Source organism: Bradyrhizobium sp. CCGB20 (assembly GCF_024199855.1).
In the GTDB taxonomy this organism is placed as follows: domain Bacteria; phylum Pseudomonadota; class Alphaproteobacteria; order Rhizobiales; family Xanthobacteraceae; genus Bradyrhizobium.
In genome coordinates this window covers 3048286-3073620 of the sequence record NZ_JANADN010000001.1, presented here as the reverse complement: position 1 = coordinate 3073620, position 25335 = coordinate 3048286, and the positions used below count along the sequence as shown (strand labels likewise).

23 protein-coding genes are annotated in these 25335 nt (G+C 65.7%); 16 read left to right on the top strand and 7 right to left on the bottom strand.

The window, feature by feature from the left end; translation table 11 throughout:
- The first annotated feature begins 141 nt into the window (after positions 1–141).
- Positions 142–921, top strand: a complete 780-nt coding sequence (locus NLM15_RS14160; RefSeq protein WP_247496511.1) for a class II aldolase/adducin family protein — start codon at positions 142–144, stop codon at positions 919–921.
- Positions 922–1230: 309 nt separating this feature from the next.
- On the opposite strand, the gene NLM15_RS14155 is transcribed toward NLM15_RS14160, so the two are convergent.
- From NLM15_RS14155 to NLM15_RS14145, 3 genes are all read right to left on the bottom strand, one after another.
- Positions 1231–2625: a M20/M25/M40 family metallo-hydrolase gene (locus NLM15_RS14155; RefSeq protein WP_254117683.1), complete on the bottom strand. Its 1395-nt coding sequence runs from the start codon at positions 2623–2625 to the stop codon at positions 1231–1233.
- A gap of 52 nt (positions 2626–2677) precedes the next feature.
- Positions 2678–4006 carry a glycosyltransferase 87 family protein gene (locus NLM15_RS14150; RefSeq protein WP_254117682.1) on the bottom strand — a complete coding sequence of 443 codons (1329 nt, stop codon included), beginning with the start codon at positions 4004–4006 and terminating at the stop codon, positions 2678–2680.
- A gap of 256 nt (positions 4007–4262) precedes the next feature.
- On the bottom strand, positions 4263–5885 hold the full coding sequence (locus NLM15_RS14145; protein WP_254117681.1) for a helicase HerA-like domain-containing protein: 1623 nt from the start codon (positions 5883–5885) through the stop codon (positions 4263–4265).
- A 348-nt stretch (positions 5886–6233) separates the two neighbouring features.
- Here NLM15_RS14145 and NLM15_RS14140 point away from each other — a divergent pair, with 348 nt between their 5' ends.
- The 15 genes from NLM15_RS14140 to NLM15_RS14070 all read left to right on the top strand — a co-directional run bounded on the left by NLM15_RS14140 (position 6234) and on the right by NLM15_RS14070 (position 21011).
- Positions 6234–6599, top strand: coding sequence for a DUF2267 domain-containing protein (locus NLM15_RS14140; RefSeq protein ID WP_254117680.1), 366 nt, complete (start codon positions 6234–6236; stop codon positions 6597–6599).
- A gap of 24 nt (positions 6600–6623) precedes the next feature.
- Positions 6624–7031: a DUF4332 domain-containing protein gene (locus NLM15_RS14135; protein ID WP_254117678.1), complete on the top strand. Its 408-nt coding sequence runs from the start codon at positions 6624–6626 to the stop codon at positions 7029–7031.
- Between the two features lie 195 nt (positions 7032–7226).
- Positions 7227–8087 carry a dihydropteroate synthase gene (gene folP / locus NLM15_RS14130; protein ID WP_254124235.1) on the top strand — a complete coding sequence of 287 codons (861 nt, stop codon included), beginning with the start codon at positions 7227–7229 and terminating at the stop codon, positions 8085–8087.
- Positions 8084–8452, top strand: a complete 369-nt coding sequence (folB, locus tag NLM15_RS14125) for a dihydroneopterin aldolase (protein WP_212482863.1) — start codon at positions 8084–8086, stop codon at positions 8450–8452. The genes folP and folB overlap by 4 nt, the downstream gene beginning before the upstream one ends.
- 1 nt (position 8453) lies before the next feature.
- Entirely contained in the window at positions 8454–8945 is a 492-nt protein-coding gene (gene folK / locus NLM15_RS14120; protein ID WP_254117676.1) for a 2-amino-4-hydroxy-6-hydroxymethyldihydropteridine diphosphokinase, read from the top strand.
- A gap of 81 nt (positions 8946–9026) precedes the next feature.
- Positions 9027–10898, top strand: a complete 1872-nt coding sequence (locus tag NLM15_RS14115; RefSeq protein WP_254117674.1) for a methylmalonyl-CoA mutase subunit beta — start codon at positions 9027–9029, stop codon at positions 10896–10898.
- Entirely contained in the window at positions 10895–11359 is a 465-nt protein-coding gene (locus NLM15_RS14110; RefSeq protein WP_254117672.1) for a GFA family protein, read from the top strand. The genes NLM15_RS14115 and NLM15_RS14110 overlap by 4 nt, the downstream gene beginning before the upstream one ends.
- Positions 11360–11395: 36 nt before the next feature.
- Positions 11396–13552, top strand: a complete 2157-nt coding sequence (gene scpA / locus NLM15_RS14105) for a methylmalonyl-CoA mutase (protein ID WP_254117670.1) — start codon at positions 11396–11398, stop codon at positions 13550–13552.
- A 40-nt stretch (positions 13553–13592) separates the two neighbouring features.
- Positions 13593–14384 carry an RsiV family protein gene (locus tag NLM15_RS14100; protein ID WP_254117668.1) on the top strand — a complete coding sequence of 264 codons (792 nt, stop codon included), beginning with the start codon at positions 13593–13595 and terminating at the stop codon, positions 14382–14384.
- A 131-nt stretch (positions 14385–14515) separates the two neighbouring features.
- Complete coding sequence (locus tag NLM15_RS14095) at positions 14516–15508, top strand: tripartite tricarboxylate transporter substrate binding protein (protein WP_254117666.1); 993 nt, start codon at positions 14516–14518, stop codon at positions 15506–15508.
- Positions 15509–15735: 227 nt separating this feature from the next.
- The gene (locus tag NLM15_RS14090; RefSeq protein ID WP_254117665.1) at positions 15736–16230 is read left to right on the top strand and encodes a tripartite tricarboxylate transporter TctB family protein; all 495 of its coding nucleotides are present in this window, start codon (positions 15736–15738) and stop codon (positions 16228–16230) included.
- A 4-nt stretch (positions 16231–16234) separates the two neighbouring features.
- The gene (locus tag NLM15_RS14085) at positions 16235–17746 is read left to right on the top strand and encodes a tripartite tricarboxylate transporter permease (RefSeq protein ID WP_254117663.1); all 1512 of its coding nucleotides are present in this window, start codon (positions 16235–16237) and stop codon (positions 17744–17746) included.
- Between the two features lie 51 nt (positions 17747–17797).
- Positions 17798–18787, top strand: a complete 990-nt coding sequence (meaB, locus tag NLM15_RS14080; RefSeq protein WP_254117662.1) for a methylmalonyl Co-A mutase-associated GTPase MeaB — start codon at positions 17798–17800, stop codon at positions 18785–18787.
- Complete coding sequence (locus NLM15_RS14075; protein WP_254117661.1) at positions 18784–19440, top strand: pyroglutamyl-peptidase I; 657 nt, start codon at positions 18784–18786, stop codon at positions 19438–19440. The genes meaB and NLM15_RS14075 overlap by 4 nt, the downstream gene beginning before the upstream one ends.
- Before the next feature lie 200 nt (positions 19441–19640).
- Entirely contained in the window at positions 19641–21011 is a 1371-nt protein-coding gene (locus tag NLM15_RS14070; RefSeq protein WP_254117659.1) for a TIGR03808 family TAT-translocated repetitive protein, read from the top strand.
- A gap of 110 nt (positions 21012–21121) precedes the next feature.
- On the opposite strand, the gene NLM15_RS14065 is transcribed toward NLM15_RS14070, so the two are convergent.
- From NLM15_RS14065 to NLM15_RS14050, 4 genes are all read right to left on the bottom strand, one after another.
- On the bottom strand, positions 21122–21856 hold the full coding sequence (locus NLM15_RS14065; RefSeq protein WP_254117657.1) for a TIGR03809 family protein: 735 nt from the start codon (positions 21854–21856) through the stop codon (positions 21122–21124).
- A 480-nt stretch (positions 21857–22336) separates the two neighbouring features.
- Positions 22337–24049: a S8 family serine peptidase gene (locus NLM15_RS14060; protein ID WP_254117655.1), complete on the bottom strand. Its 1713-nt coding sequence runs from the start codon at positions 24047–24049 to the stop codon at positions 22337–22339.
- Between the two features lie 16 nt (positions 24050–24065).
- Positions 24066–24761, bottom strand: a complete 696-nt coding sequence (locus NLM15_RS14055) for a hypothetical protein (RefSeq protein ID WP_254117653.1) — start codon at positions 24759–24761, stop codon at positions 24066–24068.
- Positions 24758–25327, bottom strand: coding sequence for a sigma-70 family RNA polymerase sigma factor (locus NLM15_RS14050; protein ID WP_254117651.1), 570 nt, complete (start codon positions 25325–25327; stop codon positions 24758–24760). The genes NLM15_RS14055 and NLM15_RS14050 overlap by 4 nt, the downstream gene beginning before the upstream one ends.
- Positions 25328–25335 lie beyond the last annotated feature (8 nt).

The window sequence follows — 25335 nt, the reverse complement described above, 5'->3', positions numbered from 1 at the left end:
TCGCTTCCGCGCTCGCTCTCCGAGCTACGGCGGACAAGCATGCGGGCGACGCTTGACTGCCGCGCTCTTGACGCGCCTTGCTGCCAGAGCCGACCGAGACTAGGCTCCCTCCCCGCAACAACGATGTTCGGAGAGATAGCCATGTCGCCAGCGGAAGCGCGCCTGAAGGAAGTGCCGTCGAACATGACGGAGGCGGAGTGGCAGCAACGGGTCAATCTCGCCGCCTGCTACCGCCTCGTCTCGCTCTACGGCTGGGACGATCTGGTCGACACCCACATCTCCGCGCGCGTGCCCGGCCCCGACCATCACTTCCTCATCAACCCGTACGGGCTGATGTTCGACGAGATCACGGCCTCGAGCCTCGTCAAGGTCGATTTGCACGGCAACCAGCTCTCCGAGAGCGAGTACAGCATCAACCCGGCCGGCTTCACCATCCATTCGGCGATCCACGAGGTGCGCGAGGACGCGATCTGCGTGCTGCATCTTCACACGCTCGACGGCACCGCGGTGTCGAGCAGCGCGGAAGGACTGTTGCCGCTCAACCAGACCGCCCAGCTCGTCACCCACGACCTCGCCTATCACGACTATGAAGGCATCGCGCTCGATCACGACGAGCGGCCGCGGCTTCAGAAGGACCTCGGCGACCACAATCACATGCTGCTGCGCAATCACGGCACGCTGACGGTCGGCCGCTCTGTGGCCTCCGCGTTCGAGCGCATGTACCATCTCGAGCGCGCCTGCTCGATGCAGGTGCGCACGCGCGCGCTGGGCACGCCGGTCTATCCGGTGGACGACGTCGCGATCGACAAGAACACCGAGCTGCTCGCCAACCGCGACCGCGCCGAGCTGCGCGCCACCAACCTGGTATGGCCGCCGCTGCTGCGCAAGCTCGACCGCGAGTTGCCGGGTTACCGGTCTTGAGATTTTCGCAAATCTGAGGTAGTGTCTCTGTCGAACTACCTCTGCACGTTCTGGAATAAAACGCCGTCCAATCCCGGGCGGCGTTTTTATTTGGGGACGTAGGGTGGATTAGCGAAGCGTAATCCACCATGCTTCAGCGAATGCGGGACGAAGTTGGTGGATTACGCCTTCGGCTAATCCACCCTACGGCATCGAGGATGAAGCTCTCGTAGGGTGGGCAAAGCGAAGCGTGCCCACGCCTTCTTTCGTACTCGCGGGGAGATGATGGGCACGGCGCTTCGCGCCTTTGCCCACCCTACGGCACCTTGCCTATTTCACCTCTGCGAGTGCCGCGAGAATCCGCGCCCAGGAGCGGATACCCTTCTGGAAGCTGCGGAGGTCGTACTTCTCGTTCGGCGAGTGGATGTTGTCGTCATCCAATCCAAACCCGACCAGCAGCGAGTCGAGCCCAAGTGTCCGCTTGAAATCGGCGACGATCGGGATCGAGGCGCCGGAGCCCATCAGCACGGTCTCCTTGCCCCACTCCTCCGTCAGCGCCTTGCTGGCGGCGGCGAGCGGTTTCATGTTCCAGTCGAGCGCGACCGCGGGCGCTGCCGAGTGGTCGCCGAATTCGACCTTGCAGTCGCCGGGAATGCGCGCCGTCACGTAGTCGCGGAACGCCTTGCGGATCTTTTGCGGGTCCTGCCCCTCGACCAGACGGAACGAGACCTTGGCTGAAGCGTGCGACGGGATCACCGTCTTGGAGCCTTCGCCGATATAGCCGCCCCAGATGCCGTTGACATCGCAGGTCGGACGCGAGGAGGCCTGCTCGATCAGCAGCCGGCCCTTCTCGCCCGCGGGGATCGACAGGCCGATTGGCTTCAGGAACATCTCGGGCGTGAGGTTGAGCTTCTTCCACTGCTCCAGGATGTCGGGCGGCAGATCCTTCACGCCGTCATAGAAGCCGGGGATGGTGATGCGGTTGTCGTCGTCGAACAGGCTGCCGAGAATTTTCGTCAGCACCCGGATCGGGTTCATCGCGCTGCCGCCGAACACGCCGGAATGCAGATCGCGGTTGGCCGCGGTGATCTTCAGCTCTTCATAGAGCAAGCCGCGCAGCGACGTCGTGATCGCCGGCGTGTTGCGGTCCCACATGCCGGTGTCGCAGACCAGCACGTAGTCCGCCTTGAACTCGTCCTTGTTGGCCTCGATGAAGGGCACGAAGTTCTTCGAGCCGACCTCCTCCTCGCCTTCGATCAGGAAGGTGATGTCGATCGGCAGCGATCCCGTCACCTTCTTCCAGGCGCGGCAGGCCTCCACGAAGGTCATCACCTGGCCCTTGTCGTCCTCGGCGCCGCGCGCGACGATGATCTTGCGGCCGTCGGCATGGTCGGTGACCACGGGCTCGAACGGCGGACGATGCCAGAGATCGAGCGGATCGACCGGCTGCACGTCGTAATGGCCGTAGAAGATCACATGCGGCCGTCCGCCTGCACTGGTCTTGCCGACGATGGCGGGATGGCCGGCGGTCGGTCTCACTTCAGTGGCGACGCCGAGGCTTGCGATGTCCTTCGCAAGATGCTCGGCCGCCGCCTTGCAATCCGCGGCAAAGGCCGGATCGGCGGAGATCGACTTGATCCGCAACAGCGAGAACAGACGCTCGAGGCTGTTGTCAAACTCCTTGTCGATGTGGTCGAGCACGGATTGAAGCTGCGCATTGGCCATTGTCGTATTCCCTGCTTTGGGTCTCGAGAAATCGGGGGCTCAAGATGTCCTCTCAAGACGTCTTGGCTTTTAGCCCTGTCGCGGCCTCGGGGCCAGCCACAACCGGTGGATGCCGGATGTGCCATGCGAGGCTGCCAGCGAGAATGGCCGTGGCGAGAAGGTTGTTGCCCCAGGCCTGGATGACATTGGGAAACCAAGGCAACGACAGCAGCATGAGGATGCCGGCGGCGCCCAACGCGAGCCAGGTTCCCAGCCGCACATTCGCCCGCGCGTCGAAGGCGGCACGATGCATCAGCACCGTCATCGGGAAGAACAACCACATGAAGTAGTATTGCCGCGCCAAGGGCGATGCCACCGTCATCAGGCAGAACAGGATGGCGAGCTCCTCGGCATCCGAGCGCGCCGTTCGCCGCGCTTGCCGTGGCATCACCGCGAGGAAGCCGAGCCCGAGCAGCGCCGACAGCGCCAGCACGATCCAGTTCGCCGTCTTGTAGTCGACGTCGATGATATTCATCGTGCGCGGCGGCTTGTTGGCATCCTCCTGATTGTAGTTGATCGGCCGGACCAGACGATGCGTCACGGCAATGAGGGACTGGTTGACCCACGACCAGTTCTGCTCGTCGCGCTGGCCAAAGCCCTTTTCCGAGCTCGAGCCGACCATGCCCTGATACCAGGTCTTGAGTTCGGCCGCGTTGCGTTCGAAACCGCGGATCGGCGCCGGCACGACGTAGAGCAGGATGCCGGTGAAGGCGACCGTAGCGACGACGGCCGCCCATTTCCGCCGCCACACCAGATAGGGCAGCACCGCGATCGGAAACACCTTGATGGCGGTGGCGAGCGCGAACATGAAGCCCGCGAGCCAGGACCGCTGATGCTGCAAGGACCAGAAGCCGTAGAGCATCATCGCAAGCAGCACGAGGTTCGGCTGGCCGAGATCGAACATGTCGAATACGAAAGTCACGGTGACGAAGGCCGGCAGCGCTTCCAGCCAGGGGCCGGGCGTGCGGCCCGATCCCGTCATGACATTGGAGAATGTTCCCGTGTACCACCACGCCACCACGTTCAGGACCGACAGCATGGTGTAAAGCGCGAGCTTGCCGAACCAGCTCGGGATCGCAAGCAGGATCGCCGGCAGCGGCGGGTAGATGAATTCGAAATATGCGTGAATGTCGCTCGGATAGAGTGCTCCACCGTGCAGCACCTGCTGCCCGGCCCAGTACCAAAGCGCGTAGTCCTTGGTCTTGCCGTTGCCGAAGATCTCGGGACCGAGGACGTCGGCCGTCAGAATGAAGCAGCACAGCAGGAAGAGCAGGTCGAGCGGCGCGCGTAGCGACGGCCACCTCGGCGCATCAGGTTTGGGTAACGGGTCGGTTGATGTCACATTATGTCCAGTCGGCAACAAACAGCACGTAGCAGACCGGCGCGGGCTTGGAGAGCCCCCTTCACCTGAATTTGTGGTGGGTGTGATGGGCAGTTTCCCGCGGCCATCCTTCGAGACGCCCGCCTTTGGCGGGCTCTCAGGATGAGGCCGCGTTTCGCGGCGAGGTCTTTGACCCTCATGGTGAGGAGCCCGCAAAGCGGGCGTCTCGAACCACGCAGACCGAGGTCGCGAATTGCCCCGAACCGGGCTGTCCTGCCTATCTCCGCAGCAGCCCGCCGAGCGCGCCGCGGACCAGCGTGCGGCCGATCGAGCCACCGACCTGACCGGCGACCGACTTGCCGATATTGGCCGCCATCCCCCCGATCACCTGGTTGGTGACCGATCGCGTCACGTCGCGCGCGATGACCTGCCCTGTCGACAGGCGGCCGCGCTTGACGTTGGTGCCGAAGATGGTGCCGACGATCGAGCCGATCTGGCCGAGGATGCCGCCGCCACCTCCTGCCGCGCCGGCATCAGCCGTCGCAGCCGTGCCGGCAATGCGCTTCTGGATCATCTCGTAGGCGGACTCTGCATCGACGGCGGTGTCGTATTTGCCCTTCACAGGGCTCGCATCCATGATGGCCTTGCGTTCTTCCGGCGTGATCGGTCCGATGCGGGCCGACGGCGGCCGGATCATGACACGCTCGACCATCGCAGGCGTGCCGTTGCCTTCGAGGAAGGACACCAGCGCTTCGCCCTTGCCGAGCTCCATGATCACCTTGGCGGTGTCGAGCTTCGGGTTGGGCCGGAAGGTCTGGGCTGCGGCCGCGACCGCCTTCTGGTCGCGCGGGGTGAAGGCACGCAGCGCATGCTGGACACGGTTGCCCAATTGCCCGAGCACGCGGTCAGGCACGTCGATCGGGTTTTGCGTCACGAAATAGACGCCGACGCCCTTGGATCGGATCAAACGCACCACCTGCTCGATCTTGTCCATCAACGCCTTCGGCGCGTCGTTGAACAACAGATGCGCCTCGTCGAAGAAGAACACCAGTTTCGGCTTCGGCAGATCGCCGGCCTCGGGCAGCTCCTCGAACAATTCTGACAGCATCCACAGCAGGAATGTCGCGTAAAGCCGTGGACTCTGCAGCAGCTTGTCGGCAACAAGGATGTTGACCATGCCTCGGCCATCGCGGTCGGTCTTCATGAAGTCCTTCAGCGTCAACGCCGGCTCGCCGAAGAATTTGGTGGCGCCCTGGTTCTCCAGCACCAGGAGCTGGCGCTGGATGGTGCCGACCGTCGCCTTGGTGACGTTGCCGAAGCCTTGCGCCTCCTTCTTGATGTCGGCGAGCGGACTTTCCCCTGCATCCGCGCCCTTCTTGCCGGCATCCGGCACGATGGCATCGAGCAGCGCGCGCAGATCCTTCATGTCGATGAGGGTCAGCCCGTTGTCGTCGGCGACGCGAAAGGCGACGTTGAGGACGCCTTCCTGCACATCGTTCAGATCAAGCATGCGCGCGAGCAGAAGCGGCCCCATCTCCGTGACGGTCGCCCGCACCGGATGGCCCTGTTCGCCGAACACGTCCCAGAACACCGTCGAGAACTGGTCGGGCTGGAATTTCAGCCCCATCTCGGTGGCGCGCTTGACGATGAAATCCTTGGCCTCGCCGACCTCGGAGATGCCGGAGAGGTCGCCCTTGATGTCTGCCGCGAAGACCGGAACACCGGCGCGCGCAAATCCTTCCGCCATGACCTGCAGCGTCACCGTCTTGCCGGTTCCGGTCGCGCCCGTGACGAGGCCGTGGCGATTGGCGAGCGCCAGCGTCAGCCATGCCTGCTCGTCTCCCTTGCCGACGAAGATCTTGTCGTCGGTGTCGCCGAGCTTGCTGTCCTGTGCCGTCATTATTCTCTCTGATCTCTCTGCCGTGTTTCGCGTATTGAAACTCAAAAGCACCTGTTCCGCAGTTTAACGCATGTCGCGTGCCGATTAAAACCGTTCAACGCGCCCCAAGCATGCGACAATGTCGGAAACATACCGGCGGCATCAGCCGAAAGTAGGAACGACGCGTTCGCACCGCGGCAATTTCTCGCCAAATCCGTCTCCGCTCTTGCATCGCTGCAACACTTTTCGCGCCTTCGGGACTGAATCGGAACGTTGCGTGCGTTCATCGCTTGTATTTCAGATCACACCGGCTCAAGATCATTTCGAAAGAAATACTCCGGCGTGCAAACCGGCTGAGGGGCGGGCATTATGGACGAGCTGATCGGGCGGCTGGCGACAAACGCCAGCATAGATAGCGCTGTGGCTGAAAAGACCGTCGGCATTATCCTGGGCTTCCTCCGCAGCGAAGGTCCTTCCGAAAACGTCGAAGCCTTGATCAATCAGATTCCCGGTGCGGAAGCGGCGATCGAGGCGTCCAGGAGCGGCGGCGGACTGTCGCGGCTGATGGGCGGCGGCCTGATGGCCGTCGGCACGCGCCTGATGGGCCTGGGCCTTGGCATGTCCGAGATTCAGAACATCGCCCGTGAACTTTTCCGCTACGGCCGAGACAAAATCGGAGCTGATCAGATGGGCAAGATCATCGCGGGGACGCCGGGCCTCAGCCAGTTCGCCTGAGCGACGCTTTTCATATCGAGCATCATGACATATCCGATCTCAGAGATTGAGGGCCTGCCAGCCTTTGCCGCCAACAAGTTGAAGGCGCAAGGTATCCGCACGACCGATGCGCTGCTCGAGGCGGCCTCGACCGTGAAGGGGCGCAAGGCGCTCGCCGCCAGGACCGGCATCAGCGAGCAGCAATTGCTGGAGTGGGCCAACGTCTCCGACTACATGCGCATCCCGGGCATGGGCCGTGCCAAGGTCGGCCTCGTCCGTGCCGCCGGCGTCACCACCGTGCGCGAGCTCGCCTATCGGAATCCGGCAAGGCTCGCCCAGAGCATGCGGGAAGCCAACGAGAAGAAGAAGCTGGTCCGCATCCTGCCTTCCGAGAAGTCCGTCGGCGACATCATCGCCAAGGCCAAGAAGCTGCCGCCGAAGATCACGTATTAGGCGGGCGTCTCTGCGGCGTACGACCTGCGGCATCAGCCCTCGGTGTCATACCCCGCGGAGGCGGGGTATCCAGTACGCCGCGGCTTCTCTGTATCACCGCGCGGCCTGGGAGTACTGGATTGCCCGCTTTCGCGGGCAATGACAGCGAGGGAGTTGGTCTTGAACTCCCCCTCCCCGACCGCTAAAGCGACCCGCATGAATGCCTCGCCCTCCCCTTCCGTCCCGCCGGCCGGCTCGGCCGGGCCTGACGTGCTGCGGACGCTGCTGGAACGGCCTCTCCCGGCAGTGATGGGCGTGCTCAACATCACCCCGGATTCCTTCTCCGACGGCGGCGAGTTCATCACGCCCGACCAGGCGTTGGCGCGGGCGCGGGCGATGATCGCTGATGGTGTCGACATCATCGATATTGGCGCCGAGTCGACCCGGCCCTACACCGGCGCCAAGGCGGTCACGGCGGCGGACGAGCTGGCCCGGCTGAAGCCGGTGCTGTCAGGCGTGGCGGCGCTGGGCGTCCCCGTATCGATCGACAGCATGAAGGCGGAAGTGGTCGCCTATGCGCTCGACCAGGGCGCGGTCATCGCCAACGACGTCTGGGGCCTGCAGCGCGACGCCGCCATGGCGCCGCTGGTGGCAGCGAGAGGCGTCCCCGTCATCGTCATGCACAACCGCGACAGCGTCGATTCCGCCATCGACATCGTCGCCGACATGAAGGCGTTCTTCCTGCGCTCGCTCGATATCGCAGCCAAGGCCGGCATCGCGCGCGACAGGATCGTGCTCGATCCCGGGATCGGCTTCGGCAAGACAGCCGAGCAAAGCATGATCGCGCTGGCCCGACTGCGCGAACTCGACATGTTCGGCCTGCCGGTCCTGGTCGGCGCCTCGCGCAAGCGCTTCATTGCCTCGGTGTCGCCGTCGGAGCCGAAGGAGCGGCTCGCCGGCTCGATCGCCGCGCATCTGATCGCCGCGCAGAAGGGCGCGAAGATCATCCGGACCCATGACGTCGCCGAGACCTTGCAGGCCCTGCGGGTCGCCAACGCAATCGAGAGCAAGCAATGACCGATACGATCTTCGTCACCGGCCTGTCGATCCACGCCCGCCACGGTGTGATGGATCACGAGACCGAAGTCGGCCAGCGTTTCGTCATCGATCTCGAACTCTATACCGACCTGTCGGAGCCCTCGCGCAGCGACCGGCTCTCCGACACCGTTTCCTACGCCGAGGTCGTGGCGACCACGACCGCGGCGTTCAAGAACACCAACTACAAGCTGCTGGAGCGCGCGGCCGGCGCGGTCGCGGATGCCATCCTGTCGCACTTCCCGCGCATCCGCGCCGTGAAGATCACCGTGCACAAGCCGCATGCGCCGATCGCCGCGATCTTCGACGACGTCGGCATCATGCTGACGCGCTCGCGGCACCCCTGAGATGGCAAGCGTGCTGATCGCACTCGGCGGCAATGTGGGCGATGTCCGCACGACATTCCGCAAGGCGATCGCCCATATTTGCGGCATGGCGCAGGCCGCAATGATCGCGCGCTCGTCGGACTATGCGACGCCGCCCTGGGGCGACGAGAACCAGGATCCCTTCATCAATGCCTGCGTCGAGATCGAGACCGACCTCGATCCGCACGCGCTGCTGTTCGTGATGCAAAAGGTCGAGCAGAAATTCGGCCGCACGCGGGAGAAGGCGAGGCGCTGGGGCCCCCGCACGCTCGATCTCGACATGATCGCGTACGGCGATGTCTCCTTGCAGAAGCCCGACCTGACCCTGCCGCATCCGCGCCTGTTCGAGCGCGCCTTCGTGCTGGTGCCGCTGGCCGAGATCGCTCCCGACCGCGTCATCGCAGGCATTCGTGTGCGTGACGGGCTTGCCAGCGTCTCGACGCAAGGCATTGAGCGGCTTCCGGATACCGGTTAACCAAAAACAACCGTTTGCAGGGACGGTCCGCCGTGGCAATTTCGCCTGCGAATAACAAGCCGTTTGGGAGCCTCTCGCCGCATGACCTCCGTGACTGACGACCTGCCGCTGGCGGCGGATTTCCCCAAGGCGACCGTCGACGACTGGCGCAAGCTGGTCGACGGCGTGCTCAAGGGCGCGCCGTTCGAGAAGCTGGTCGGCAAGACCTATGACGGCATCAAGATCGATCCGCTCTACCCGCGCGCCAGGGGCGTTGCGCCCGTGGCGGGACGGCCGGCGGCCGCGCCCTGGCAGATCATGCAGCGGATCGACCATCCCGATGCGGCGCTCGCGAACGCGCAGGCACTGACCGATCTCGAAAATGGCGCGACGGGGCTGGCGCTGGTGTTCGCCGGCGCCAATGGCGCTCACGGGTTCGGGCTGGAACCCTCGGCCGATGCAGTCGCAAAAGTGTTGAAGGACATTCATCTCGATGCCGGCATCGGCATCGAGCTCGAGATCGGACCGCAATCGCGGATGGCCGCGATCCATGCCGCGGAATATGTGAAGAACAACGGCCTCGATCCCGCCGCCTGCAATATCCGCTTCGGTCTCGATCCGCTCGCGGCCGGCGCGGTGTGGGGCCATAGCCCCTATACCTGGGACGAGATCGTTCCGGCCGTCACCGGCGCGATCAAGGGCCTCGCCGCGCTCGGTTTCAGGGGACCGTTTGCCTCCGCCGACGGACGCGTGATCCACGATGCCGGTGGCTCCGAGGTGCAGGAGCTCGCCTTCGTGCTCGCCTGCGGCGTCGCTTATCTACGCGCGATCGAAGGAGCCGGCGTTCCGTTGGAGCAGGCGCAGGGCATGGTCTATGCGCGGCTCGCGGCCGACGCCGACCAGTTTCTGACCATGGCAAAATTCCGCGCGCTGCGGCTGCTGTGGGCACGCATAGAAACGGCGTGCGGGTTGACGCCGAAGCCGCTGTTCATTGCCGCCGATACGGCCTGGCGCATGCTGACGCAACGCGACCCCTACGTGAACATGCTGCGCGCGACCATCGCGACATTCGCGGCGGGGCTTGCCGGCGCCAATGCGATCACCGTGCTGCCGCACACGCTGGCGCTCGGGCTGCCCGATCCGTTCGCGCGGCGCGTGGCGCGCAACACGCAGCTTCTCCTGCTGGAGGAAAGCAACCTCGCCAAGGTCAGCGATCCCGCGGCCGGCGCAGGCGGCATCGAGACGTTGACCGCGCAGCTTTGCGAGGCAGCCTGGGCGCTGTTCCAGGAGAGCGAGAAAGCCGGCGGCGCGTTCGCCGCGCTTCAGCAGGGCGTGTTCCAGAGCAAGGTCGCGGCCGCGCGAAAGGCGCGCGACGCCAACATCGCGAAACGCCGCGACGTGCTGACGGGCGCCAGCGAGTTTCCAAACCTGCATGAGAGCGAAACGGCAGTGCTGACAGCGACGCCGGTCGCGCTCGCGCCTTACGGCGAGCAGAAATACAAATTCGACGCACTGACGCCGATCCGGCTCGCGGAACCGTTCGAGGCGCTGCGCGACAAATCCGATACGGCGCTGAAGGCGCGCGGCGCGCGGCCAAAGGTGTTTCTGGCCAATCTCGGCACGCCCGCCGATTTCACGGCGCGGGCGACCTTTGCCAAGAGCTTCTTCGAGGCCGGCGGCATCCAGGCCGTCGACAGCGAGGGCTTTGCCGACCCGGCCAAATTGGCCGCCGCCTTTAAGGCCTCCGGCGCCGAGCTTGCGTGTCTTTGTTCCAGCGACAAGGTCTATGCGGAACACGCCGCAGCCGCGGCGAAGGCCCTGCAAACCGCCGGCAGCAAGCATATCTATCTGGCAGGCCGCCCGGCTGAGGCCGAGGCGGCACTCCGTGCGGCCGGCGTCACGGGTTTTGTCTTCGCCGGCGGCGATGCGCTTGCGACACTGCAAGACGCCTATCGACGGATGGAGCAGCCATGACCGACGCCAGCAAACCCGTCCTCACCGGCGGCTGCCAATGCGGCGCGGTGCGCTTTGCCGTGACGACGGCGCCGAACCGGATCTCGATCTGCCACTGCCGGATGTGCCAGAAGGCTAGCGGCGCGCCGTTCGCTTCCTTCGCCGACATCAACCGTACCGACTTCGCCTGGACCAAGGGGCAGCCGTCGTTCTTCCGCTCCTCCACGATCGCCGATCGCGGCTATTGCGCGGCGTGCGGCACGCCGCTGAGTTTTGGCCGCATCGACGGCGACCGGATCGAGATCATGACCGGCGCCTTCGACCGCCCGGACCACGTGGTGCCAACGCGGCAGTACGGAACGGAATCCCGCCTCGGCTGGGTGGTCGGCATCGCCAACCTGCCGAGCCAGACCACGCAGCAGAATTACGGGCCGGAGAAGATGGCGACCATCGTCAGCCATCAGCATCCGGACCATGATTGAGCGCCCAATGCGCGACCCTATGATATGGTTGAAACCATGAGCCGCATTCCGAACTTCGCAGACGTCGCCTTCCAGAGGGCAGCCACCGCAGTGCCTGCCGGCAGCGCCGAGCCGTGGCTGACGCCCGAGGGCATTCTGGTGAAGCCCACCTATGGCGAGGCTGATCTGGCCGGGCTCGATTTCCTCGAGACCTATCCGGGCATCGCGCCCTTCCTGCGCGGCCCCTACCCGACCATGTATGTCAACCAGCCCTGGACCGTCCGGCAATATGCCGGCTTCTCCACGGCGGAGGATTCCAATGCGTTCTACCGCCGCAACCTCGCGGCGGGCCAAAAGGGCCTCTCGGTCGCCTTCGACCTCGCCACCCACCGCGGCTATGACAGCGACCATCCGCGCGTCGGCGGCGACGTCGGCATGGCCGGTGTCGCGATCGATTCCATCTACGACATGCGCACGCTGTTCGCAGGGATTCCGCTCGACCAGATGAGCGTGTCCATGACCATGAACGGCGCGGTGCTGCCGATCCTCGCGCTCTACGTCGCGGCCGCAGGCGAACAGGGCGTAGCGCCGGAGAAGCTCTCAGGGACGATTCAGAACGACATTCTGAAAGAGTTCATGGTGCGCAACACCTACATCTATCCGCCCGCGCCCTCGATGCGGATCATCTCGGACATCTTCGCCTACACCTCCACGAAGATGCCGAAATACAATTCGATCTCGATCTCCGGCTATCACATGCAGGAAGCGGGGGCGACGCAGGACCTCGAGCTCGCCTATACGCTCGCCGACGGCGTCGAATATCTGCGCGCCGGCCTTGCTGCAGGCCTGGATGTCGACCGCTTCGCGCCGCGCCTGTCGTTCTTCTGGGCGATCGGCATGAACTTCTTCATGGAAGTCGCCAAGCTGCGTGCCGCGCGCCTGCTCTGGGCCAAGCTCCTGAAGCCCTTCAACCCGAAGGACCCGCGCTCGCTGTCGCTGCGCACGCATTCCCAGACATCGGGCTGGTCGCTCACCGCGCAGGACGTCTTCAACAATGTGATGCGCACGACGGTCGAGGCGATGGCGGCGACGCAAGGCCACACCCAATCGCTGCACACCAATGCGCTCGACGAGGCCTTGGCGCTACCGACCGATTTCTCGGCGCGCATCGCCCGCAACACCCAGCTCTTCCTGCAGCAGGAGAGCGGCACCACCCGCATCATCGATCCCTGGGGAGGCTCGTATTATGTCGAGCGGCTCACGCGCGATCTCGCCGCGAAGGCCTGGGGCCACATCCAGGAGGTCGAGGAGCTTGGCGGCATGGCGAAGGCCATCGAGGCCGGCGTGCCCAAGCTGCGCATCGAGGAGGCCTCGGCCAAGACCCAGGCGCGCATCGATGCCGGCAAGCAGGCGGTGATCGGTGTCAACAAGTACAAGCCGAGCGACGAGGCTCCGATCGACATCCTCAAGGTCGACAACACCAATGTCCGCCGGCTCCAGATCGACAAGCTGACGCGGCTCAAATCCGAGCGCAATCAGAAGGACGTCGACGCGGCGCTTGCCGCGCTGACGCGCTCGGCCGGCGAAGGCAACGGTAATCTGCTCGCGCTCGCGATCGACGCGGCGCGCGCCAAGGCGACCGTCGGCGAAATCTCTGACGCAATGGAGAAAGTGTTCGGCCGCCACCGCGCCGAAATCAAATCCATCACCGGCGTCTACAAGCGGGAGGCGTCCACGATGGGCAACCAGGTCGAGAAGGTTCAGGCGCTGATCGACGCCTTCGAGGAGGCCGAAGGCCGCCGCCCGCGCATCCTGGTCGCCAAGATCGGACAGGACGGCCACGACCGCGGCCAGAAGGTGATTGCCTCGGCCTTCGCCGATATCGGCTTCGACGTCGACATCGGGCCGCTGTTCGCCACGGCGGACGAAGCCGCGCGCCAGGCGGTGGAGAACGACGTCCACATCCTCGGCGTCTCCTCGCTCGCCGCCGCCCATCTCACCGCCGTGCCCGAGCTCAAGGCCGCGCTGAAGAAACAAGGCCGCGACGACATCATGATCATCATCGGCGGCGTCGTGCCGCCGCAGGATTACGACGCGCTCTATGCGGCCGGCGCCGAAGCGATCTTCCCGCCCGGCACCGTGATCGCGGAGGCCGCCGAGGAGCTGATCCGCAAGCTGAACGCCCGGCTCGGGCATAGCGAGGCGGCGGAGTAGCGGTCACCGCCGATCTTCCAACAAGAAGGATTTTCGCGTGATGTTTCTCGCGCCTACGATCTTGCGCGCGCTGGCTGCGGCCGCCGTTTGCGGCGCGCTGTTCGGCCCCGCGCATGCCGCCGACCCAAAGCCCGACGCCGTCATCAAGACCAAGAGCATCGACGCGCGCGTCTTCCTCGACGACAAGATCAAGGCCGATGCACCGCTGGCGGCGGACTGCCTCGCCGAAGGCAAAAAGTGGCTCGACAAGAATGCGGCCGAGGCTGCCGCCTCGCGCAAGGAGGACCCGCAGTTCTTCAAGGACGGTGGCTGGGATTTCGAGCGCAAATATTCGATCCGCTCGGTCGTTGCCGACCGCTATGTCAGTGTCCTCCGTAACGACTACATGGACACCCATGGCGCGCATCCCAATTCGGACGTGAACACGATCCTGTGGGACAGGAGCCAGAACAAGCGCATCTCGATCCGTCCGTTCTTCACCGAGACCGCCGACAAGGGCCCGACCATGAAGGCGATGGTGAAAGCCGTGATCGCCTCGCTCAGAGCCGAGAAGAAAAAGCGCGATACCAATGAGACCGCGACCGACGAGTGGTTCAAGAGCGTGGAGCCGAGCCTGCTCAAGATCGGCGCGGTGACGCTCGCGCCTTCAACCGAAGCGGGCAAGAGCTCCGGGCTCACTTTCCATTACCCGCCTTATGCGGTCGGCCCTTACGCCGAGGGCGAATATGTCGCATTCGTGCCGTGGGAAACGCTGAAGCCGTATCTCACGGCGGAAGGTACCGGCATCTTCGGTGGCGCGCGGCCGAAGGGCGACGCGGACGAGCCGCAGTGATCATGTTTTGAGCAGCGACACGTTGCTCACAGCGCCGTGGTAGCGCTACCTTGCGGCGGCGCCGCAAAGCCGACTAGAATGCCTTCATTGACAAGAGCGCCCGGTGTCACGGGCGCCGCTGGGAGGCATTGATGTCCAAGATTACGCGCCGCACCTTTGCGGCCTCTTCCGCTGCTGTGGCAGCATCCGCCGCATTCGGCTTCACGCCCGCTCTCGCACAGGCCTATCCGGCGCGGCCCGTCACCGTGATCGTGCCCTGGGGCGCGGGCGGCGGCACCGATGCGACTGCGCGCATTGTCGCGGCGCTGCTGGAAAAGGATCTCGGCCAGCCCTTCAACGTGGTCAACCGCACCGGCGGCTCGGGCGTCGTCGGCCATACCGCGATCGCGACCGCACAGCCGGACGGCTACACCATCGGCATGCTCACCGTCGAAATCTCGATGATGCACTGGCAGGGCCTCACCGAGCTGACGCCGAAGAGCTACACCCCGCTGGCGCTGATGAACGAGGACCCGCCGGGCATCCAGGTCTCGTCCTCCTCGCCGTACAAGACGGTGAAGGACCTCGCCGAAGCCATCAAGGCGGCGCCTCCCGGCAAGTTCAAGGCGTCGGGCACCGGCCAGGGCGGCATTTGGCATCTCGCTCTGGTCGGCTGGATGCAGGCGATGGGCCTGCCCGCCAACCAGGTCGCCTGGGTGCCGTCGAACGGAGCTGCGCCCGCGATGCAGGACCTCGCCGCCGGCGGCCTCGACCTCACCACCTGCTCGGTGCCGGAAGCACGCGCCATCATCGAGGCGGGCAAGGCGAAGAGCCTCGCCATCATGGCGCCGGCGCGCAACCCGATCTTCCCCGACGTGCCGACGCTGAAGGAGGCGATGGGCATCGACTACGCGACCGGCGCCTGGCGCGGCATCGGCGCGCCGAAGAACCTGCCGCCGGAGCTCGCCGCAAAGCTCACCGCGGCCCTGAAGAAGGTCTACGACTCCGCCGAGTTCAAGGACTTCATGAGCAACCGCGGCTTCGGCACCGTGTGGGGCGATGCCGGCCAGTTCGCCAGCTTCATGGACAAGGGCGACGCCCAGATGGGCACCGCAATGAAGGCGGCTGGTTTGTCGAAGGCGTGATCTGCCGCTGCTCTCGCGTGAGATGAACGTGGTTGGAGTGATTGGATCGCGGACCTCCTCGCCTCTCCCCGCTTGCGGGGAGAGGTCGGATCGCATCGCAGATGCGATCCGGGTGAGGGGGAGTTTCCGCAAACCCAACTCTCACCTCGCCCGCGGAGAGCCCCCCTCACCCCGACCCTCTCCCCGCAAGCGGGGCGAGGGAGAAAGACTCTCATAGGACTCCTCCCATGCGTCTTCCCGACTCCGTCACGGGATCGTTTCTCGTCGTTCTCGGTGTTGCCGCGGCCTATGGCGGCTGGATCCTGCCGCCGGTGCCGGGGCAACCGGTCGGCCCCAACGTATTTCCGCTCGTGATCGGCACCGGGCTCGCGCTGTGCGGGCTCGCGATCGTGTTCGGCATCGGTCATTCCTTCGAGGAGGAGGAAGAGCTGGTCCCGCTCGAGGACGGCCAGGTGGCGGCGGCGCCGCCGCCGCAGAGCAAGTTCTACGGCCTGCGCGCCTTGCTGCCGCCGGCGCTGCTGCTGTTCTACGTGGCCGCTGCCGACCGGCTCGGCTTCATCATCACCGCGGCGATCATGGTCTACGTCACCTCGACCGCGTTAGGGGCGAAGTGGAAGCTGGCGCTGCCGCTCGCGGCGCTGTCGCCTTTCGCCATCCACCTCATTTTCGGCAAGCTGCTGCGCGTGCCGCTTCCCGTCGGCCTGTTGCCGACGCCCTGGTGATCCCATGCTCAAGACCCTGATTGAAGCGTTCGCCCTGATCTCCACCTGGGAGGTCATCATCGCGATGTTCGCGGCCTCCGTGTACGGGCTCGTCATCGGCTCGCTCCCGGGTTTGTCGGCGACGATGGCGACCGCCCTGCTCGTCCCCGTCACCTTCTACCTCTCGCCGATCGCGGCGATCGCGACCATCGTCGCGGCCTCCTCGATGGCGATCTTCTCCGGCGACATCCCCGGCGCGCTGCTGCGCATTCCCGGCACGCCCGCTTCCGCCGCCTATGCCGACGAAGCCTATGCCATGACGCGCAAGGGCCAGGCGGAGCTTGCGCTGGGCGCCGGCGTCTGGTTCTCGGCCGTCGGCGGCATCGCCGGCGTGCTGTCGCTGATGATCCTGGCGCCGCCGCTTGCCGAGATCGCGCTGTCGTTCTCGACCTTCGAATATTTCTGGCTGGCGCTGCTCGGCCTGATGTGCGCCACCTTGGTCGCGCGCTCCTCGCCGGTGAAGGCGATCGCCGGCATGTTCCTCGGCCTGCTGGTGTCCTGCATCGGCATCGAGAATCCCGGCGGCGTGCCGCGCTTCACCTTCGGCATCACCGACCTGTTCGGCGGCATCGAGCCGATCCCGGCGCTGGTCGGGGTGTTCGCGGTGGCACAGGTGATGCGCGCGATGCTGACGCCCGAGCCGCCGCCGCTGCCGCGGCGAAAATTCGGAAGCATCATGGCCGGCCAGTGGAGGCTCACCAAGAAGTATCACTGGCAGATGACGCGCGGGAACATCATCGGCATCATCATCGGCGTGCTGCCCGGGGCCGGCGCCGACATGGCCGCCTGGGTCTCCTACGCGATGTCGAAGCGCTTCTCCAAGGAGCCGGAGAAATTCGGCACCGGCCATGTCGAGGGCCTGGTCGAGGCCGGCGCCAGCAACAACGCCAGCATCGCCTCGGGCTGGGTGCCCTCGCTGCTGTTCGGCATCCCCGGCGACACCATCGCCGCGATCGCGATCGGCGTGCTCTACATGAAGGGGCTCAATCCCGGCCCGACGCTGTTCACCGAGAAGGCGTCGAGCATGTATGCGATCTATTTGATGTTCATCATCGCGAACATCCTGATGATCCCGCTCGGCATCGCCATGATCCGCGTCGCCGCCTACATCCTGCTGGCGCCGCGCTCCACCGTGATGCCGATCATCATGCTGTGCTGCGCGGTCGGCTCGTTCGCGATCGGCAACAACATGTTCGGCGTCGTCACCGTCGCCGCCTTCGGCGTGATCGGCTATGTGATGGAGGCCAACGGCTATCCGGTGGCCGCGATGGTGCTCGGCATCGTCATGGGCACCATGGTCGAGCAGGCGTTCGTGACGTCGCTGATCAAGTCCGACGGCAGCATCCTGCCGTTCTTCGAGCGGCCGGTCGCCGCCATCCTCGCCGCGATGGCGATCGGCGCGCTGCTCTGGCCGGTGATGGTCTGGGTCTGGCGCAAGGTGAAGCCGGCGCAGACGGCGGCGGCAACGGGCAGGTGATATCGGGCGAGCGGCCCTCGCCTGCCTCCCCTCGGCGTTGTAAAGCAGGGCATGACTGAGAAGAAAGCCTCGCTCGACATCAAGACCCTTGCCCGTGACTTGCGCGCCGGCAGCCGCGCGGCGCTGGCGCGGGCCATTACGCTGGTGGAAAGCCGGCGCGGCGACCATCAGGCGCTGGCGCGCGAGCTGGTGCAGACGCTGCTGCCCGACACCGGCAAGGCGTTTCGGGTCGGCATCACGGGATCGCCAGGCGTCGGGAAATCCACCACCATCGATGTGCTCGGCAGCTATCTGATCGAGCAAGGCAACAAGGTCGCGGTGCTCGCGGTCGATCCGTCCTCGGCGCGCAGCGGCGGCTCGATCCTCGGCGACAAGACGCGGATGGCGCGGCTGTCGGCCTCGGACGATGCCTTCATCCGTCCCTCGCCGTCCTCGGGCACGCTCGGCGGCGTCGCGGCCAAGACGCGCGAGGCGATGCTGCTGTGCGAGGCTGCCGGCTTCGACGTCGTGCTGGTCGAGACCGTCGGCATCGGCCAGTCCGAAACCGCGGTCTGCGACATGACCGACTTCTTCCTCGCGCTGATGCTGCCGGGCGGCGGCGACGAATTGCAGGGCATCAAGAAGGGCCTGGTCGAGCTCGCCGACATGATCGCGATCAACAAGGCCGACGGCGACAATCTCAAGCGCGCCAACATCACCGCAGCCGACTATCGCGGCGCGCTGCATATTTTGGCGCCGCGGTCCGAGCATTGGCATCCGCCGGTCGAGACCTATTCGGCGCTGACGGGCGACGGCATTGCAAAGATCTGGCAGAAGATTGTCGATCACCGCAAGGCGATGAATGCATCCGGCGATTTTGCTGCGCGCCGGCGCGAGCAGCAGGTGAAATGGATGTGGTCGATGCTGGAGCAGCGCATGCTGGCGCGGCTGCGCAGCGAGGCGTCGGTGCGCGCGAAGGTCAGGAAGATCGAGGCTGAAGTCGCCGACGGCCATCTCACGCCGGCACTCGCCGCGGAGAAAATTCTGGAGTTGCTGCAATGAGCGAAAAACTCCGCATTCTCCTCACCGGCTTCGGGTCGTTCCCCGGCGCGCCCTATAACCCGACCCAGCCCCTGGTCGCGCGGCTGGCGCAGCTGCGCCGACCGGCGCTCGACGATGTCGCGATCTCCAGCCACATCTTTCCGGTCACCTATGCCGCGGTCGACCGGCAATTGCCTGAGGTGCTTGCGAAAGAGAAGCCGGATGCGCTGCTGATGTTCGGTCTCGCCTCCCGCACGCCTTACCTGCGCATCGAGACGCGCGCGCGCAATGCCGTCACCATGCTCTGGCCCGATGCCGCCAACACGCGTTCGAGCAAGCGCGGCATCGCGGGCCATGCGGACGCGATGATGTTCGGTCCGCACACGGCAAGGCTGTTGCGCGCCGCACGCCTCACCGGCGTCGACGCGCGCGCCTCGCGCGATGCCGGCGCCTATCTCTGTAACTATCTGAGCTGGCGTGCGATCGAGAACGTGAGGGCCGGCGGACCGCAGCTTGCGGCGTTCATCCACATTCCCCTGCTTGCACGCAGCGGCGCGGTACGGCGGAAGGGTGCGCCGCGGATCACGCTGGAGGAACTGGTGGATGCGGGGGAAGCAATGCTCATGGAGATCGTGGGTTTGGCAAGGAAGCGGCGGAATACGCCGGCTTCGTAGGGTGGGCAAAGGCGCCCTTGCGCCGTGCCCACCGTCTGTCGGCATTCATGGCGAGAATGGTGGGCACGCTTCGCTTTGCCCACCCTACGACACCGTCTTTGCGGTAAACATTTAACCCTACCGCGAACAATCCCCGCGAGGCCTGCCGCCCTGCGCTACCTAGTCGGTCGCGGACCCCCGCGTCCGCCGGAGGACGCGTCATGGACCTCAATCGCCGACACCTCATCGGAGCTTCGACCGCCAGTATCGCGGGTGCGCTCGCCATGCCCGCCGACGCCGCGCGCGCGGCGCCGCTGACGTCCCTGCTCGGCCGCGATGCCACCCAATATGGCGTGCGGCCCGGCGCCAGTGAGGATCAGACGCGCGTGCTCCAGCGCGCCATCGACGAGGCTGCGCGGGCACAGGTGCCGCTGGCACTGCCGCCGGGCGTGTATCGCAGCGGATTGCTGCGGTTGCCGAATGGCGCGCAGCTGATCGGCGTGCGCGGCGCGACAAAATTCGTCTTCACCGGCGGCGCCGCGGCGATCCAGAGCGACGGCTCTGATACGATCGGCCTCACTGGCCTCACCTTCGACGGCGGCGGCATTCCGTTGCCGACGCGGCGCGGACTGATCCATGTCCTCGGCGGGCGTGACGTCCGCATCACCGATTGCGAGATCACCGGCTCCGGCGGCAGCGGCATCTGGCTCGAGCAGGTGTCCGGCGACATCTCCGGCAACATCTTCACGAATATCGCGGTGACGGCGGTCGTCTCGTTCGACGCCAGAGGCCTCAGCGTTTCCCGCAATACCATCATCGGCACCAACGACAACGGCATCGAGATCCTGCGCACCGCGATCGGTGACGACGGCACGCTGGTCAACGATAACCGCATCGAGGACATCAAGGCCGGCCCCGGCGGCTCCGGCCAGTACGGCAACGCCATCAACGCCTTCCGCGCCGGCAACGTGATCGTGCGCGGCAACCGCATCAGGAACTGCGACTACTCTGCGGTGCGCGGCAATTCGGCCTCGAACATCCACATATCAGGCAACAGCGTCAGCGATGTGCGCGAGGTCGCGCTCTATTCCGAGTTTGCGTTCGAGGCTGCGGTGATCGCCAACAACACGGTGGACGGCGCCGCCGTCGGCGTCTCCGTCTGCAATTTCAACGAGGGCGGCCGCATCGCGGTGGTCCAGGGCAACATCATCCGCAATCTGATCCCGAAGCGCCCCATCGGCACCGCCCCCGACGACGATGCCGGCGTCGGCATCTATATCGAGGCTGACACATCGGTGACCGGTAACGTGATCGAGAACGCGCCGTCCTACGGCATCGTCGCGGGCTGGGGCAAATATCTGCGCGACGTCGCGATCACCGGCAACGTGATCCGCAAGGCGCTCGCCGGCGTCGGCGTCTCCGTGGTTCCCGGCGCGGGCACCGCGCTCGTCAACAACAACATGATCTCGGAAACCCCGCGCGGCGCCGTGGTCGGGCTCGATCACGCCCGGGCGGTGACGTCGGATCTGTCGGCGGAGGGGGCCCAGCGCTTTGCGCAAGTGGTGATCGGCGGGAACGCGGTGCGGCGGTAGGTGGCCATGCGTGCGGGACCAGCCGCGTCGCCTGATCGAGAGATTCCGGTATGGCCCTGGCGTTCGCCAGGACGACAGCGAATGTTGGGCGCGAGCCCTGCCCTGGAGAGCTAGAACGCGTTCCGCAGCAGCGGGTACTTCGCTTCCAGGCCGTCGAGGCTGAAGGTGAATTCGACGACGCGTTCGGGGGCCGCGACGATTTCGGCGGCCGGCGGGACGAACTGCGGCAGGAGCGTAGCGATTGCAGGCGCGCTGAGCGGAGGCCTCACAGCAGGCGCGGTGCGCGGTGCCATTGCCGCAGGGACGGCGAGCGGAGGCCTGACGACGGGCGCGGCGACCGGCGGTCTCGCGGCGGGAGCCTTGAGCGGTACGACGTCGGCGGGTGCCGTGAACAATGCCACCGCAGCAGGCGTCGGGATCGGTGCGACCGGGGCCAGCGGCACGAGCGGGGCTTCGGTGATTTCGGCAAGGATGCCCGGCTTGGGCTCAAGCCTGACCGGCACGGCGGTCTCGGGGGAGATATGGACAGCCTTCGGCTGCACGGTCTGCGCCTCCCGCGGAAAGACGCGGGGCATGGTCGCGGGCGACCAGCCGAAGGCGGGCGAGACGCTCGCGGCCGCCGCGGCAACGTCCCCGCCGGTTGCGAGCGCGCGCCAGGTCTGGACGGCGCGCTTGGCTTCCTGGATGTTCTCGAGAAATGCGATCTCGGAGTGATAGCGGCGCCAGCGTCCGGTCTCGAACATTTCGGAGAGATGTTCCAGCCTCTGCTCGGCGAGAGCGCACCATCGTGCAGCAATCGCGCGGCCCCCGGCCGCGGCGCGAACGACCTCTTGGCGATGTGTCATAAATCAGCCCGTCAGGAGAAAATACGGACGCGACGCAACGCACACGAATCAATTTAGACGCGACATGAATATTTTGTGGAAAAGTTTTGACTTGTCCAGCAACGACACGGCGGTCGTCATCAAAGTCCGTAGTCGTGCGGATATTTGCTGTGTTTTCGAGTCAAGCTTCGCACAAGCATAACCGGCTTGCGGGGCGTCCCGCCGGCGCTGCCCATGGGCGCAGCCACGATCGCTCAACCGGAAGCTGATCGTGCGCAGCGGTTCGAGAAATCAGAGCCCCAAAAGAAAAGACCCGTCCGGGGGGACAACCGGACGGGTCGAGCCATATGGGCGCTTGGGGTGGATGGGCGCTCGCGCCTGATATGACTTATGGGGAGGGATGACCGCTCCCACATATTTTGGTCGTGGCAGCGCGCTGAACGTTCAATTGCGGCGTTTGATTTTTTGAGCTTCGGCCTGCGTGCATCTTTGTCGCAGCCGCTATCGGGTCGCCGGCCTATCCGTCTGAGAAACCGTGGATTTATCGTCGGCGCTCGACAGCGAAGGTTGCTCGATCGCGCGGATGGCGGGCTCTTCGCGACGCTTCTCGGCATCTTCACGTTTTGTTGTACCGGACGCCGCGGCAACCGGCGTCGCGCCGTCGGCGGGAACGGCCGTGACTGCGGCAAACGCATCGGCCTGGCCGTCACCGAAGAGATCATCACGACCGGGTGAACCGAGGTCGCGCGCGGTCTTCGCCAGCGTCATGCGCAGCGCTTCCGGCTTCAGCGCGTAGTTGCGCTCGAGCAGCAGCGCGGCGACGCCGGAGACATAGGCGGCCGAGAACGAGGTTCCCGAGGTCATCTGGTATTTGCCGTCAGGCGCCGGCAGGAAGATGTCGACCCCCGGCGCTGCCAGCGCGACATAATTGCCGCGGTTGGACGCGGCGAACAGCCTGTCCTGCTGGTCGGTCGCGCTGACCGCGATCACGTTGGGATTGGCGGCCGGATAGAGCGGCGGCGATTTCGCGCCGGCATTGCCGGCGGCCGCGATCAGCACCAGCCCGCGCGCGGCGGTCGCCGCGATGGCGCGTTCGATCACGGCGTCCTTTGGACCGGCAAAGCTCATATTGACGATCTGCGCGCCGTGCTCGGCGGCGTAATTCAGCGAACGCAGGATGATGTAGGACGAGCTCTGGGCTCCGCCCGTCGTGCCGCCAAAGGCGCGGATGGCGATGATGCGCGCTTCGGGCGCGCTGCCCATCAGCTTGGCATGCGCCACGATGACGCCGGCAATGCCGGTGCCGTGGACGTGCGGGCCCTCGGTGCTGCCGAGCGCATCAAAATTGTCGGCGATCGAATGCGCGAGCTCGGGATGATGGGCGTCGATGCCGGAGTCGATCACGGCAACCGTCACGTTGGCGCCGTGCGCCAGCGTATGCGCCTGCGGCAGGCGAAGTTTCGTCAGTGCGTATTGCGCAGGATCGCCCTCGGTTGGCACGGACGATTTCTGGTCCTGAAGCACGTAGCGGTAGTTCGGCTGGAGCGAGCGCACGCTGCCATCGGCGGCGAACTCGCGCCGCACCGTCTCGGAGGGCCGGCCATCGGTGATGCGGAACAGGCCGAACGTCGCCCCGATCAAGGGGAAATTCTCGGAGGCCACGCGCGTGAGGCCGTGGCGACGCGCAAGTTCGTCGGCTTCAGCCACCGACAGCGCGCCGTCGATCTCGGCCACGAATTCATTGGCGAAGCTGCGCAAGGCGACGGCGGCAGGCGTGCTGTTGCCCTTCCCCTTCCCTGCGCTCTTCCTGCCAGACTTGCCCGCGCCGTCGCCGCCGGCGCTCGGCTGCGCCAGGCATTCGCCGTCGGCGTCGCGATACGCGGCGGTGCAGGCCGGGTAGAGGTTCGGCGAATAGCGTGCGTAGGGCAGGACCGGCGTCGGTGCCCTCCGCGCCGTGATCGTGTGCGGGATCGCAGGAATGGCTCGCGGGCCAGGGGCGACTGCGGCCGCCCGCGCTCCGACGCCCGGGCTGACGCGCGCGGCGATGCTGGGGGAGATGGTGGGCGTGCGCGTGGGGACGCTGATGGTCGGCGTGCGCATGATCGCCTGGGCCTGCGCAACCTCGACGCCGAGGCCGGCGGCGAGCAGGAGCGCAGCGCCGACCGACGAAGCGTAGATCCTCCCGCTTACCGCACTCTCGGACTTGCGCGTCATCGGTGCAGCGGCGCGTTTAAGGCGCCGCGACGGCGAGGTTCACGAACTTCTCGCGCTGCATCCTGCCGAGCAGGGAGGCGAGCTCGTCCTGGCTCATCGCCTTGTCGAACTGGAGACGGAACATGCCGCCCTTGGCATCGCCGATGATCGACGCCTGGTAGCTGTCGAGCAGCGCGGTGATGTCGGCGACGCGTGCTTCGGGCGTGAAGCGCACCAGCGCGCGCGCAGGCGCAGCGGTGGCTCCAAGCTCGCGCGTGATCGGCGCGCCGACGGACAGCGAAGCGGTCTCGTAGGTCGCGGTCTGGGTCTTCATCAGCACGGCGCCGATGATGCCGGCCTGCAGCAGCAGCGCGATGGCACCCAGGCTTGCCGACCAGGCCAGCGTGCGCGGTGACAGGCTCGAGAAGAACGTCGCGATGCGCGCCGAGAGCGGCAGCGACGTGGCGGCCCGCGCCGGCTCGGCGTCGATCGCGGCGAACAGCCTCTGCATCGCGCGCGCCGACGGAGCACCCAGGGTCTCGTTCAGATGGATGGTCTCTTCGTACTCGCCGCGGATTGCGGAATACTGCTTTGCGAGCTCCGGATCACGCGCCAGCGCCTCCTCGACGCGGCGGGCATCGCGCGCGCTCAGCGTGCCGGCGGCGTGCCAGGGCAGCAGGAGTTCAATTTCACTGGGCTCTTGCTCCAGCATCTTCTTGCTCAATGCCATCATGGCCAGCCTCGCTCAACGCCGGCTGCCTTCAGCAGTTCGGCCAGTTTCTTGCGCGCATAGAACAGGCGCGTCTTCACAGTGTTCTCCGGAATGCCGACGATCTCAGCCACTTCTTCCACGGACTTCTCGTGGTAGTAGACGAGATCGACGATTTCCCGGTGTTCCGGCGTGAGGCCCGTCAGACACTCCCGCAACGCTTCACTGGTATCCTTCTTCTGCACCACCGTTTCCGGATTGTCGGACGTATCCTCAATCGCGTTCGCGGCGTCTTCGTCCAACTCAAAATCCTTCCTGCGCCGGAGCGCAGACAGGGCCTTGAATCGGGTGATTGCCAGCAGCCAGGTGGAAACGGCGGATCGGCCCTCAAACTTGCCGGCTTGACGCCAGACGTCGAGAAACACCTCGCTGATGAGGTCTTCCGCCGCCTGCTCGTCTCGCACGAGCCTCAGACCGAACCTGTAAACCCTGACGTGGTGCCGCCCGTACAGCACCTGCATGGCGAGTCGGTCACCTTGGGCGATCCTGGCGATCAGGACCTCGTCCGAAGCCGCCTGTGTCACGCTCAATGCCCGTC